The following is a 13,682-nucleotide window of genomic DNA, read 5'->3' on the forward strand; positions in this document are numbered from 1 at the left end:
GAGCAGGACAGCGGGAGTCGGACAGTCGGAGCCGGACGGCGGGAGGCGGCCAGGTGCGGGCGAGGCGGGCATGGCGGGCTGCGGCGGGTGCGGCCGCCCTCGTGCTGGGGATCGGCGCGGCCCCGGCCGCGGCCGCCGGGCTGCGGCCCACCTGGACGGTGGCCGTGGTCGACCAGGCCTCCCGGCGGGTGCTGGTGCTCGGCCCGGAGCGGCCGACCGCGCTGTCCCTGCCCGGTGGGCCGGACCGGCGGACGGTGCTCTGGTCGTGGTCCGCGGACACCGCCCCCGACCTGGCCGACCTCGCCCCGGGCCGGACCTGGGCGCTGCCGGACGAGGCCAAGAGCCGGGTCCGGCACGGCCGTCGCTACCTCGTCACCACCGCGTCCGGCGGTCTGGCGGCCGTCGTCGACACCACGACCGGCGCCACCGCCTGGGCGGTCGACACCGGGTCGGCCAACCCGCACAGCGCGGAACTGCTCCCGGACGGCAATGTCGCCGTCGCCGCCTCGGGCGGCGGCTGGGTCCGGCTGTACGCGGCCTCGCTGGGGCCGCGCAGCACCGCGTACGCCGAGTACCGGCTGCCGGGCGCGCACGGCGTCCAGTGGGACGCGCGCACCCGGCGGCTCTGGGCGCTCGGCGACGACACCCTGACGGCGCTTCGGGTGGGCGGCACGTCGGCCGCGCCGACGCTCACCGCCGAACGGTCGGTGCCGCTGCCCGAGCACGGCGGCCACGACCTGGCCCCGGTGCTCGCCTCGCCGGGCCGGTTCTGGGTGAGCACGGCGGCGCACCTGTGGCGGTTCGACCCGCCGACGGACCGCTTCACCCGGATCCGGTTGGCGGACGAACGGGCCGAGCGGGACATCAAGAGTGTGGGCGACGAGCCCGGTACCGGGCGGCTGCTCACGGCCGCCCCGGACCACGCGGGCCCGTGCACCTGGTGCACCTCGGTGCTCACCCTGCACCGCCCGGACGGCGTCCGGTACCTGCCCGGCGCCCAGCTCTACAAGGCGCGCTGGTGGACCAGTTGGGGGAGCGGGGCATGACCGGCCGGCCTGGGGCCCCGGACGGGGGGAGGGGCCGAACGGGGTGGCATTCGGTGGATGCGGCTGATTTTATGCAACGTCAAACTACTCCAATGGTGGTCAGTTTCCGCTCCTGTTCCGAATACCTCCCCGTAGCGCCCCGGGCTGGGATAGCGTCCATGGCGCCGGGGGGAACACGAACCCGCTCGCCGGGTTCGCACATCCAGAAATGCCGTAACCGTTTAGGGAGAGAACTGTGCGCAATTTCGTTTCCGAATCCAGGTCCGAGAACGTCGACGAACTGCGGCTGGCGGTCGACTCGCTCGCGGCCTTCCCGGCCGGCGGGTCGGCCGGCGGGTCGGACGTCCCCGAGCGCCTGGCGGCGGTGGCCGAGCTGTGCCGGGCGGTCGACGGCGTGCTCGACAGCCTGGTCGTCCAGGCCGCCGCCGAGGCCGCCGAGGAGGGCTGGACCGCCGCTCGGATGGCCTCCGAACACGCCGTCTACTACGCGCGGTTGCAGCGGGCGCTGCTGCCCACCGGTGTCGCGGCCGAACACCGGTGAGCGCGGCACGGAACCACGAGGCGGACGCCAACGCGCACGTCCTGGCCTGCCCCACCCGGTGGAGCGACGTCGATGAGAACGGGCACATCAACAACGCCCGGCTGGTCTCCTACGTGCAGGAGGGAATTTACGACCTCTTCTGCCACCACTCGACCGCGGTACAGGAATCCCTATTCCCGTCGGGATTCCTGATCGCGCGGCACGAGATCGATTATCTGGAGCAGCTGCACCACCGGCCGGAGCCATTGCTGGTGCGGCTGACGGTGGAACGGCTCGGACGCAGTTCCGCGCATGTTGTGGTGAATGTGTGTCGTGACCCGCACACCTTTATGCGGGCGCGGACCGTGGTGGTCGCCCGGGACGAGGCCTCCGGCCGCTCCCGCACGCTCAGCCCGTCGGAGCGGCGGTTCCTCTCCGGTTTCCTGGCCGACGAGGTGGCTGTCGCGGTGCCGCCCCGGCCGGGAGTGAAGTCCCCGCGCGGGGCCCTGGTCGCCGCCTCCGCCGGACACCACCAGCCGCGCCGGCGCCTGCCCGGCCTGAGCGTGCTGACCCGGAGTGTCCCCGTGGGCTCGTACCGGCACCGCGCGCGCTGACCCCTCGGGAGGCCGGGCCGGCCGACGCCCGGCACAGGAAGTCGACTGGGGCTTCTTCCTGTGCGGGGGCGGACGGGCGGGCAGGCGTACATGAGGGCAGGCGGACAGGTGCAGTGACGGTCGGAAGGACCGGGCGGCGCGTCAGCCGACGGTCGCGCGGTGGAGCTCCGCGCCCGGGCCGTCGAGCCGGACCGGGACGGTGCTGGGCGGCAGGTAGGCGGAGCCGCCCCGGGCGAGGCGCAGGGCCGAGCCGTCGGGGGCGGACAGCCGGGCCTCGCCGGCGGTGCACAGCAGGATCTGCGGGGCGTCCGCGCGGTCGATCCGCACGCCGGTGTCGGCGAGGCGGAGCCGGGAGAGGCGGAACTCGGCCGCGAGGGAGGGGAAGCAGACCTCCGAGGGATCGCCGCCGGCCATGGGCCGGGCGGTCAGTACGGCCGGTTCGACGGCCTCGAAGACGGTCACCGCGAGCAGGCCCGGAACATCGATGTGCTTGGCGGTCAGACCGCAGCGCAGCACGTTGTCCGAGTTGGCCATCAGCTCGACGCCCAGGCCGCGGAGGTAGGCGTGCGGCACGCCGGCGTCCAGGTGCAGGGCCTGGCCGGCCCGCAGCCGGACGTGGTTCAGCAGCAGCGCGGCGAGCAGGCCCGGGTCGCCGGGGTAGTCGCGGGCGGCGCGGGCGTAGGCCGCACAGGCGGCGGCGAAGGGACCGTCGGACGCCGCGACCCGGTCCAGTGCGGCGGTGACCTCCGTGAGCACGGCGGCACCGCCCGGGCCACCCGTGCCACCGCCGCCGAGGGCCTGTCGGAGCAGGTCGGGCAGCACCGCCGCGGCGGGCCGCGCGCGCAGTGCCGAGGCCCAGCCGGCCAGCGCGGGGACCGCCAGCCGGTCCAGCAGCGCGGCCGTGGCGGCGGTCGGACGGAAGCCGCACAGGGCCTCGAAGTCGCCCAGCGCACACAGGAGTTCCGGCTTGTGGTCGCGGTCCTTGTACACCCGCTCCGGGGAGTCCGGCGGCACCCCGAGCGCCTCCTCGGCGGCGAACCCGGCCTCGGCCTGCGCCCGGGTCGGGTGGACCTGGAGGGACAGCGCCCGTTCGGCGGCCAGCACCTTGAACAGGAACGGCAGCCGGGGGCCGAACCGCCGGACGGTGGCCGCGCCGAGCAGCTCCTCCGGGGACTCGGCGATCAGCCGGTCCAGCGGGCGCGGCCCGTGCCCGTCGTCGAGCAGGGACGGCGCGGACGGGTGGGCGCCCAGCCACAGTTCGGCCTGCGGTCCGCCGGTGGGCGCGGCACCGGTCAGCGCGGGGATCGCGGTGGCGGAGCCCCAGGCGTACGGGCGCACCGGGTTGGTGAGCGGGGCGAACAGCGGCATGCGGACGGTCTCCCGGGGGTGGTGGCACGGGCAGGGGCGAGGGGCGGGAGCCCGGTGCTCAGCGGCAGAGCGCGGCGGCGCCGATCAGCCCGGCGTCGTTCCCCAGCTCGGCCCGCCGCACGTCCAGCCCCCGCACGTACGGCAGCGCCGCGTAGCGGTCCAGGTGCCGGGCGAGCGGCTCGAACAGCACCGGACCGGCCGCCGCCACCCCGCCGCCGACCACCACCCGCCGCAGGTCGACCAGGGTGGCGGTGGCGGCGATCCCGGCCGCCAGCGCCTGCGCCGCGCGGTCGAAGGCGGCCAGTGCCACCGGGTGCCCGGCCAGCGCGTCCTCGGCCACCGCGCGCGCCGAGCGGTCCGCGCCCCGGGGCTCCCAGCCCTCGGCGAGTGCCCGGCGGGCGATGGCGGTGCCGCTGGCGATGTTCTCCAGGCAGCCGTACGAGCCGCACGGGCACCGCTCGCCGTCCAGGTCCACGGTGATGTGGCCGAGGTGGCCGGCGTTGCCGCTCGGCCCGGGGTGCACCGCGCCGTTCAGCACCAGGCCCGCGCCGACCCCGGTGGAGACCACCAGGCAGAGCGCGTTCCCCGCGCCCCGGGCGGCGCCGCGCCAGTGCTCGGCGGCGGCCATCGCGACCCCGTCCCCGGCCAGCGCCACCGGGCGGCCGGCCACGGCGGGGTGGGCGGCGACCTCGGCGGTGAGCGGGAACTCCCGCCAGCCGGGGATGTTGACCGGGCTGACCGTGCCGCCGACGAGGTCCACCGGTCCGGCGCTGCCGATGCCGACGGCGGTGACCGCCGCCCAGTCGGGCGCGGCGGCGAGGTGGTCCAGCACCCGGTGCACCACGGCCAGCACCTCGGCGCCGGACTCCTTCGCGGGGGTCGGCAGCTGGACGCGGTGGGCGAGCGCCCCGGCGGAGTCGACGAGCGCCCCGGCGATCTTGGTGCCGCCGATGTCGACAGCCGCGTACAGGGGGCCGGCGAACAGCGGGGCGGTGGACGGCGAGGGCGCGGTCATGGCGGAGGGCTCCGGAGGGGTGGACGCACAGACGGACGGGCATCCGGCCCGCCGCCCCCGGAGGACCGGGGCGGCGGGCCGGACAGGACGAGCAGCGAGCAGGGCGAGCAGGACGAGCAGGACGACAGGGACAGCAAACAGGATCAGCGCGCCGGCGTCAGCCGCAGGGTCACCAGTTCGAACGGCCGCAGCGCCAGCCGCACCCCGTCGCCGTCCGCCACGACCTCGCCGCGGGTGCCCTCCCACGGCCGCTCCAGCAGGTCGCAGGGCACCGCGGCGGCCAGCGCGAAGGAGGTCGCCAGCCGCCCCCGGGCCCGGCCGCCGGCGGACTCGTAGACCCGCACCACCAGGTCCCCGCTGCCGTCGTCGGCCAGCTTGACGGCGCTCACCACCAGCGCGTCCTGGTCCAGCGCGACCAGCGGCCGCACCGACTCCGCCGAACCGGTCACCCGGCGCTCGGGCAGGCCCACCGCGTAGCCCTCGCGGACCGCGTCGCCGATCTCCGCGCCCGGCACCAGCGCGTGCCGGAACCGGTGCCGGCCCTGGTCGGTGCGCGGGTCGGGGAAGCGCGGCGCGCGCAGCAGCGAGAACCGGACCGTGGTGGTGGTGCCGCCGTCGTCCGCGCGCACCGCCCGGGTCACGTCGTGCCCGTAGGTCGAGGGGGTGACCAGCGCGACGCCCCAGCCCGGCTCGGCCAGGTGCACGAAGCGGTGGTTGCAGGCCTCGAACTTGGCCGCGTCCCAGCTGGTGTTGGTGTGGGTGGGCCGGAACTGGTGGCCGAACTGGGTCTCGGCCGCGTACCGCTCGGTGTGCACGTCCAGCGGGAACGCGAGCTTCAGGAACTTCTCCGCCTCGTGCCAGTCCACCTCGGTGTCGATGTCCAGCCGGCCCGAGCCCGCGCGCAGGGTCAGCGTCTGGGTCACCGTGGAGGAGCCGAACGAGCGGGCGACCCGCACCGCGACCTCCGCCGGGTCCTCGGTGTGCACCGCGACCTCGTCGGCCCCGACCAGGTCGGTGACCGTGTTCCGGTAGAACTGGTCGACGTCCCAGGCATCCCACATGTTCGGGAAGTCGGGGTGCAGTTGGAGCAGGTTCGCCCGGGCGCCCGGGGCGACGGCCTCCCGGCCGCTCGCCGCGTCCACCGCCGACACCACCAGGCCGTCGCCGTCCACCACGACCCGCAGCAGCCCGTTGTCGAGCACGAAGCCGCCGCCCTCGCGGGCGGTCACCGCGCAGTCGCCCGGACCGGCCACCGCCACCGCCGCGCCGCCCGCCGGCACCGCCGAACGCCCGTGCGGGGCGCCGTTGAACACCAGCTCGCGCCCGCCCGCCGGATCGCCCGCCAGGGCCTGCTGAGCGGCGCCGATCAGTTCCTCCAGCTCGGCCGCCAGGCCCGCGTACGTCGCCTCCGCCTCCCGGTGCACCCAGGCGATCGAGGAGCCCGGCAGGATGTCGTGGAACTGGTGCAGCAGCACGGTCTTCCAGATCCGGTCCAGCCGCTCGTACGGGTAGGCCAGGCCGGTGCGCAACGCGGCCGTGGCACACCAGAGTTCTGCCTCCCGCAGCAGGTTCTCGCTGCGCCGGTTGCCCTGCTTGGTCCGGGCCTGGCTGGTCAGCGTGGCCCGGTGCAGCTCCAGGTACAGCTCACCCACCCAGACCGGCGGACTCGGGTACTCGGCCTCGGCCTCGGCGAAGAACTCGGCCGGCCGCTGCCAGCGCACCGTGGCCGAGCCCTCCAGGTCGCGCAGCCGGGCGGCCTTGCCGACCATCTCGCGGGTGGTGCCGCCACCGCCGTCGCCCCAGCCGGTCGGCGCCAGCGAGTGCCGGGCCACCCCCTTGTCCTTGAAGTTCCGTGCCGCGTGGGCGATCTCGGAGCCCTTCATGGAGCAGTTGTAGGTGTCCACGGGCGGGAAGTGGGTGAAGATCCGGGTGCCGTCGATGCCCTCCCAGAGGAAGGTGTGGTGCGGGAACTTGTTGATCTGGCTCCACGAGATCTTCTGGGTCAGCAGCCACTTGGAGCCCGCGTTGCGGATGATCTGCGGCAGGCCGCCGGTGAAGCCGAAGGTGTCCGGCAGCCAGGCCTCCTCGTTCTCGATCCCGAACTCGGCCAGGAAGAACCGCTTGCCGTGCACGAACTGACGGGCCATCGCCTCCGAGGACGGCATATTGGTGTCCGACTCCACCCACATGCCGCCGGCCGGGACGAAGCGGCCGTCCGCCACCGCCTTCTTCACCCGGGCGTACACCTCCGGGCGGTGCTCCTTGATCCAGGCGAACTGCTGCGCCTGGGACATGGTGTAGAGGAAGTCCGGCTCCTCCTCCAGCAGCGCGGTCATATTGGCGGCGGTCCGGGCGACCTTGCGGACCGTCTCCCGCAGCGGCCACAGCCAGGCCGAGTCGATGTGCGCGTGGCCGATCGCGCCGATCCGGTGCGCGGACGGCGCGGCGGGCGCGGCCAGCACCTCGACCAGGCAGGAACGGGCCGCCGCTGCCGTGCCGTTGACGTCCTGGAGGTCGATCGCGTCGAGGGCCCGCTCGACCGCGCGCAGCAGCTCCCAGCGGCGGGCGCCGTCGGCCGGCAGCTCGGCCATCAGCTCGCCGAGCACCTCCAGGTCCAGCACCAGCTGCCACACCGTCTCGTCGAAGACCGCGAGGTCCATCCGCGCCAGCCGGTACTGCGGCTTGTCCCCGGCGGTCTCCCTGTCGCCCAACTCGGTGGGCAGGAAGGGGTGGTAGTCCAGGATGACCGGGTTGGCGGCGGCCTCGACATGCAGCAGCACCGGCTCGCCGCCGTCCGCCGGGGCGGCGATCCGCACCCACTGGTTCTGCGGATTGAGACCCTTCACCGGGGTGCCGTCGGGGCGGTACACCAGGCCCTCGCACTGGAAGCCGGGCATATTGGCGTCGAAGCCGAGGTCGATCAGCGCCTCGACGGTCCGCCCGGCCCAGGCCCCGGGCACCGTCCCGGCCACGGTGAGCCAACTGGTGCTCCACGGCGCGCCCCAGGCGTCCCCGACCGCGATCGGCGAGCGCGGCGCGGCCAGGCCCTCGGCGACCGGGACGGGCTCGCCGGGCGCGGTCCACACCGTGACGGTCAGCGGGACGGACTCGGGGTACACCGCCGGGCGGATGCGCTCCTCCAGGACGCGCTTGAGGCGGGCTTCGACGAGGGTGCGGTCATCGTGCATGTCAGCGGACTCCGTTGGGCGACTGGGCGAGGGGGAGGGAGGGTCGGCTCGGTTCGTCCGGGTGGACGAGTTCGGTGATGCCCCGGGCGGCGAGGTGGGCGGCGTCCCCGGCGCGCTCGGCCAGGACCGCGGTCGGCCGGGCGCCGTCCGCGGCCAGCCGCATGAAGGTCTCGAACACCGCGCCGCCGGGACCGCAGACCGAGCGGCCCGGCGCGGTCACCTCGTCCCCGGCAGCGACCACCACGGCGGTGCGGCGCGGCGCGGGCGCCCGCCAGTCGGCGCGCGCGGCGGCGACGGCCTCGGCCAGCCGCTCCCCGGCCGGCTTGGCCCGCCGGTCGTTGGTCAGCAGGCCGAGGCTGTACTCCAGCTCGGGGAAGTCCGCCAGCGAGCGGTCCACGTCGTGCGAGCACCACCAGGTGACGCCCCACAGATCGGGGCAGTCCAGCACCGCGGCCACGGTCGCGCCGGTGAACCGGGCGGCGTCCGCGGCGGTGATGTGCGGGGCCGGGGCGCCGACCTCCTGGAGCCAGACCGGGCGGTGCGGATCCCCGGCCCAGGCCTTGGACAGCTCCACCAGGTAGGCGGCGTGCTGGTCGCTCGCGGTGGAACGGGCGCCGTAGCGCTGCGCCGTGCCGTTGAACACCCAGGAGTGCACGGCGGTGGCGGCGCCGATCCGGGCCGAGTGCCAGGGCGTGAACGGGTGCCCGTCGAGGTACCAGGCGGCGTCGTAGGAGGCGTGCAGGTGCAGCCGGCCGGGGGCGCCCCGCTCGCAGGCGTCGACCATCCGGCGCAGCCAGGCCTCGGCCTGCTCGGGGGTGGCCCGGTGCGGGTCGGGGTGCGGCTCGCCGGAGAACTGGTTGACCTCGTTGCCGACCGTCATGCCGAGGAAGTTGGGCCGTTCGGCGAGGGCGGCGGCGAGGGTGCGCAGATAGGCGGCCTGGCCGTCGACCACGTCCGGGTCGGTGAACATGTTCCGGCGGTGCCAGGTCCGGATCCAGGCCGGTTCGAAGTCGAAGCTGGACAGGTGGCCCTGGAGGCCGTCCACGGCGACGTCGAGCCCGCGCTCCCCGGCCGCGTCCACCAGCGCCACGAGCTGCTCGACGGCGCGCGGGCGGATCAGCGTCCGGTTGGGCTGGAACAGCGGCCAGAGCGGGAACACCCGGACGTGGTCGAGGCCGAGCGCGGCGATCGAGTCGAGGTCGGCGCGGACGGCGTCGAGGTCGAAGTCGAGCCAGTGGTGGAACCAGCCGGCGGTGGGCGTGTAGTTGACGCCGAAGCGCGGGGCGGTGGTCCGCGGAGCGGTGGTCATGGTCGGTGGCTCCCTGGGAGGAGGAACGGCGGTGCGTCCGGTGCGGTCCGGTGCGGTCGTCCGGTGCGGTCGTCCGGTGCGGGGTTCAGCCCTTCACGGCACCCTCCTCCACTCCCTTGAAGAAGAAGCGCTGGCACACCGCGAACACCACCACGATCGGCAGGAAGGCGATCATGGTGCCGGCCGCGATCAGCCGGGGGTTGGCGCTGAAGGTGCCGTTGAGGTACTGGAGACCCACCGTGAGGGTGTACTTCTGCGGGTCGTTGAGCACGATCAGCGGCCAGAGGAAGTCGTCCCAGGCGCCGATGAAGGTGAAGATCACGATCACGCTGAGCATGCCGCGCACGTTCGGCAGGCCGATGTGCCAGAGCCGTTGGCGGACATTGGCGCCGTCCACCAGCGCCGCCTGCTCCAGCTCGGGCGGGACGGCGGCGAAGGCGGTGCGCATCAGCAGCACATTGAGCATGGAGAGTGCGCCGGGCAGGGCCACGCCGGTCAGGGTGTCGGCCAGGCCGAGGCTGCGCACGGTGACGTACTGGGACACCACGGTGGCCTCGCCGGGCAGGACCAGGGTGGCCAGCAGCAGGCCGAACACCAGTCGGACGCCCCGGAAGCGCAGCTTGGCGAGGGCGTAGCCGGCCAGGGTGCAGCCGACCACGTTGCCGAAGATCGCGATGGCGGCGACGACCAGCGAGTTGGCGGCGTACGTCCAGACCGGGATGGTGTCGGCGACCTTGAGGTAGTTGTCGACGGTGGGGTGGTCCGGGAGGAAGTGCGGGGTGGCGGACCAGACGTCCTCGGTCGGACCCTTGAGGGAGGTGGAGAGCTGCCACAGGAACGGCCCGACGACCAGCAGCAGGACGAGCAGGAGCAGCAGGTAGCGCAGTGCGGTCTCGGCGGGGGAGGGGGTGTTGAAGCTGCGGGAGCGCCTCACGGGTCAGGCCGCCTTCCGGTTGAGGCGCGTCAGCAGCAGCATCGGGCCGAGGGTGATCAGGAACAGCAGCAGGCTGAGCGCCGAGGCGTAGCCGAGGTGGCCGGTGAAGCCGCGGCTGTACATCTGGATCAGCATCACCACCGACATGTCCCGGCCGCCCGGGCCGCCGGTGCCGTTGGAGAGCACGTACAGCTCGGAGAACACCCGCAGCGAGGAGACCGAGATCAGCACCGAGACCAGCACCATGGTGGGCCGCACCCCCGGCAGGGTGACGTGCAGGAAGCGGCGCAGCGTGCCCGCGCCGTCGACGGCGGCGGCCTCGTGCAGCTCCCGGCCGACATTGGCCAGCGCCGACAGGTAGATGACCATGTAGTAGCCGAGGCCCTTCCAGGTGGTCAGGGCGATCGCGCTGAGCAGCAGCAGCCAGCGGTCGGTGAGGAAGGGGACCGGCGAGTCGGCGAGGCCGGTCTGCCGCAGGACGCCGTTGATCAGCCCACGGTCGTTCAGTGCCCAGCCCCAGATCAGGGCGACCACGACGGCGGAGGCGACGACGGGGGTGTAGAAGGCGGTGCGGAAGAAGGTGATGCCGGGCAGTCTGCGCTGGACCAGCAGGGCCAGCAGCAGCGGCAGCACGGTCAGCAGCGGCAGGCAGATCAGCAGGTAGATCACGGAGTTGAGCAGGGCGTCGGCCAACTGGTCGTCGCTGAAGGCGCGTTGGTAGTTGTCGAGGCCGGTGAACCGCCCGCCGCCCAGCGGCTTGGCGTTGGTGAACGACAGGATCACCGTGTTGGCGGCGGGCCAGAGGTTGAAGACGGCCAGCCAGATCAGTGCGGGCCCGGCGAGCAGCCAGGGGGTGAACCAGCGCCGGTGGGTCATGCCGTGCCTTCCTGGGGCGGGGGTCGCGGGTCGTGCCCGGTGGGCGGCGGCTCCCCGGGGGCGGGGCCGCCGCCCACCGGCGCGCGGGCGGTCAGGGCCTCGAAGGAGAGGGCCTAGCCCTTGAGGAGCTGGTTGCACCGCTCGACGGCGGTGTCCAGGGCCTGCTTGGAGCTGGTGTCGCCGCTGATCGCGAGGGTGAACTGCTGCTTGACGATGGTGCTCATCGCGTCGTCCACCTGGACCGGCTGGAGCATCTTCGCCTTGGCCAGCGAGGTGAAGGCGACGACCTTGGCGTCGCCGGCGTTGCTGCCGTCCGACTTGCTGAACAGCGGGTCGTTCGCGGAGGCCTTCGTGGAGGGGAAGATGCTGGTCAGCCGGGAGAAGGCGGCCTGGTTCTCCGGGCTGGTGACCCAGCGGGCCAGGGCCACCGCGGCGGCCGGGTTCTTGGTGTTCTTGGGCACGGACACGCCCTGGACGTAGAGCGGCGGGGTGCCCATCGACGGGGAGGAGACGATCTTCGGGGCGAGGGTGGGGTTGTCGGTGGCGACGGTGGTGATGAAGTTGGCCCCGGCGGTCGTCCAGGCCGCGGTGCCGGCCGTGAAGAGCTTGGAGTTGCCGGCGTAGGTGTCGGTGAGGACGTCGTTCGGCAGCAGCCCCTCCTTGAACGCGGCGCGGTACTTGTCCAGTACGGCCGCGGCCTCGGGGGTGTTGAAGGTGAACGACTTTCCGTCCTCGGCCATTACCTCGACGCCCGCGTCGACCAGGTCGCCGAGGCCGGGCTTGCGGCTCATCAGGTAGGCCGAGCCGCCGGCCTTCTCCTTGAAGGTCCGGGCCTGGGCGATGAGTTCGTCCAGGGTGGCGGGGAGCTTCTTCGGGTCCAGGCCGTACTTGGTCAGCAGCTCGGCGTTCCAGTAGTTGACGTCGGTGTTGAGGTACCAGGGGTAGCCGAAGGTGCCGCCCAGGCCCGCGAACCGGTAGGCGTCGAGGCCGCCGGCCACGTACTCCTCGGGGAGCTTCGGGTCGGCCTTGGCGACGTCCAGCAGCAGGCCCTGCTTCGCCAGCGGGAGGGCGAAGTCCGGTGGGAGGTTGACCACATCGGGCAGGGTGCCGGCGGCGGCCTGGCTGAGCACCTTGTCGGAGTAGCCGTCGCCGGGCTGGTCCAGCCAGTCGACCTCGACGCCCGGGTACTTCTGCTTGAAGCCGTCGATCACGCCCTGCACATAGGCGGTGAACTTCGGCTTCAGCGCCCAGGTCTGGAGCGAGACCTTGCCCTTGACCTCGCCGGTGGCGGCGGCGCTCGCCGCGCTGTCACTGCTGCCGGAGGTGCCGTCGGAGCCGAGTCCGCAGCCTGTGGCCAGGGTCGCGGTGAGCACCGCCGTCGTCACTGCCGCCCGGATTCTACGCATGAGGGTTCTCCCGTGGTGGGTGGGGGAGGGGGATGCATCGGGGATTGCGCGCGGTTTCGGAACCTGTCTTACTAAACCGGTCTAGCTGTTGCAGGGACTATGCTCCGGCCTAAACTTGGCTGTCAAGAGAGGAGTCGGAACCCGTGGGCAGACCGACCATCGCCGACATCGCCCGCCGGGCGGGCGTCTCCAAGGGCGCGGTGTCCTTCGCGCTCAACGGCCGCCCGGGGGTGAGCGAGGCGACCAGGGCCCGGATCCTCCAGGTCGCCGAGGAGATGAACTGGCGGCCGCACAGCGCCGCCCGCGCCCTCGGCGGGGCCAGGGCGGACGCGGTCGGCCTGGTGATCGCCCGCCCGGCCAGGACCATCGGCGTCGAGCCGTTCTTCAGCCAGCTGCTCTCGGGCCTCCAGGCGGTGCTGTCCGCGCACTCCGTCGCCCTGCACCTGATGGTGGTCGAGGACACCGCGGCCGAGATCGAGGTCTACCGCCGATGGACCTCCGAGCACCGGGTCGACGGCTTCATCGTGGTCGACCTCCAGCTGCGCGACCCCAGGCTCGCCGTGCTGGACGCGCTCGGCCTGCCCGCGGTCGTGCTCGGCGGCCCGGGCAAGGGCGCCGGGCCGCTGCGGATCTGGGCCGACGACCGCGAGGCGATGCTCTCCATCGTCGACTACCTGGCCGCCATCGGGCACCGGCGGATCGCCCACCTGGCCGGGCTGCCGCACTTCCAGCACACCCAGCGGCGGATCCGCGCACTGCGCGACGCCTCGCGCCGGCTCGGGTTGGAGGAGGCGCTCTCGGTGCCGACCGACTTCAGCGACGCGGAGGGCGCCGCCGCCACCCGCACCCTGCTCTCCCGGCCGCGGCGGCCCACCGCGATCGTCTACGACAGCGACGTGATGGCGGTGGCCGGTCTCGGCGTGGCGGGGGAGATGGGCGTCGCGGTGCCCGGGGAGCTGTCCATCGTCTCCTTCGACGACTCGGTGCTCGCCCGGATCGTGCACCCGCCGCTCACCGCGCTGAGCCGGGACACCTTCGCGCTCGGCGAGCAGGTGGCGCGCAGCCTGCTCGCGGTGATCGACGACGCCGGTCCCGGCCGTGACCTGCAGATGCCGACCCCGCGGCTGACCGTGCGCGAGTCCACCTCGCCGCCGGCCGGCGGTTCACCGGCGGGTGTGAACTCCACCGGCACCGTTGACAGCGCCCCTGAACCGGTTTAGCCTCGCTGGCGCCGAGCGGGCCCCGCTCGGCGCACCACCGTGGGCCGGAGTCCGGCGAGGCGCCCACGGCCGTCCGGCCGGCCCGTTCGCACCCGGGCCCGCACCGGTTCCACCGCGCCCGCGCGCCGCACCCGGCCCGGAGCTCGTACCCGCCGCACCTCGTACATGCCGTACACGTACCCGCCG

Annotated in this window: 11 protein-coding genes; 4 read left to right on the plus strand and 7 right to left on the minus strand. The window is 73.9% G+C overall.

Annotated features, from left to right (window positions below; translation table 11 throughout):
* The 3 genes from VR45_RS31400 to VR45_RS31410 all read left to right on the plus strand — a co-directional run.
* Positions 1-1,046: DUF6528 family protein (locus VR45_RS31400; RefSeq protein WP_234326348.1), on the plus strand; the 1,046-nt coding region annotated here is incomplete at its 5' end.
* A gap of 235 nt (positions 1,047-1,281) precedes the next feature.
* On the plus strand, positions 1,282-1,587 hold the full coding sequence (locus VR45_RS47360; protein ID WP_045943274.1) for a hypothetical protein: 306 nt from the start codon (positions 1,282-1,284) through the stop codon (positions 1,585-1,587).
* Positions 1,584-2,180 (plus strand): thioesterase family protein, encoded by a 597-nt coding sequence (locus tag VR45_RS31410; RefSeq protein ID WP_052709513.1) that lies wholly within the window; start codon positions 1,584-1,586, stop codon positions 2,178-2,180. The genes VR45_RS47360 and VR45_RS31410 overlap by 4 nt, the downstream gene beginning before the upstream one ends.
* Positions 2,181-2,321: 141 nt before the next feature.
* Here the strand turns inward: VR45_RS31410 and manA are convergent, their stop codons facing one another.
* The 7 genes from manA to VR45_RS31445 all read right to left on the minus strand — a co-directional run bounded on the left by manA (position 2,322) and on the right by VR45_RS31445 (position 12,276).
* On the minus strand, positions 2,322-3,548 hold the full coding sequence (gene manA, locus VR45_RS31415) for a mannose-6-phosphate isomerase, class I (protein ID WP_045943275.1): 1,227 nt from the start codon (positions 3,546-3,548) through the stop codon (positions 2,322-2,324).
* Between the two features lie 58 nt (positions 3,549-3,606).
* Positions 3,607-4,563, minus strand: a complete 957-nt coding sequence (locus tag VR45_RS31420) for an ROK family protein (RefSeq protein ID WP_045943276.1) — start codon at positions 4,561-4,563, stop codon at positions 3,607-3,609.
* Between the two features lie 143 nt (positions 4,564-4,706).
* Positions 4,707-7,751: a glycoside hydrolase family 38 C-terminal domain-containing protein gene (locus tag VR45_RS31425; protein ID WP_045943277.1), complete on the minus strand. Its 3,045-nt coding sequence runs from the start codon at positions 7,749-7,751 to the stop codon at positions 4,707-4,709.
* Between the two features lies 1 nt (position 7,752).
* Complete coding sequence (locus VR45_RS31430) at positions 7,753-9,060, minus strand: hypothetical protein (RefSeq protein WP_045943278.1); 1,308 nt, start codon at positions 9,058-9,060, stop codon at positions 7,753-7,755.
* 85 nt (positions 9,061-9,145) lie between these two features.
* Complete coding sequence (locus VR45_RS31435) at positions 9,146-9,994, minus strand: carbohydrate ABC transporter permease (protein ID WP_045943279.1); 849 nt, start codon at positions 9,992-9,994, stop codon at positions 9,146-9,148.
* A 3-nt stretch (positions 9,995-9,997) separates the two neighbouring features.
* Complete coding sequence (locus VR45_RS31440; protein ID WP_045943280.1) at positions 9,998-10,870, minus strand: sugar ABC transporter permease; 873 nt, start codon at positions 10,868-10,870, stop codon at positions 9,998-10,000.
* Between the two features lie 113 nt (positions 10,871-10,983).
* The gene (locus tag VR45_RS31445) at positions 10,984-12,276 is read right to left on the minus strand and encodes an extracellular solute-binding protein (protein ID WP_045943281.1); all 1,293 of its coding nucleotides are present in this window, start codon (positions 12,274-12,276) and stop codon (positions 10,984-10,986) included.
* 143 nt (positions 12,277-12,419) lie between these two features.
* Between VR45_RS31445 and VR45_RS31450 the strand changes: the two genes are divergently transcribed.
* The gene (locus VR45_RS31450; protein WP_078897000.1) at positions 12,420-13,496 is read left to right on the plus strand and encodes a LacI family DNA-binding transcriptional regulator; all 1,077 of its coding nucleotides are present in this window, start codon (positions 12,420-12,422) and stop codon (positions 13,494-13,496) included.
* Positions 13,497-13,682 lie beyond the last annotated feature (186 nt).

Source organism: Streptomyces sp. NRRL S-495, from assembly GCF_000966955.1.
GTDB lineage: Bacteria > Actinomycetota > Actinomycetes > Streptomycetales > Streptomycetaceae > Kitasatospora > Kitasatospora purpeofusca.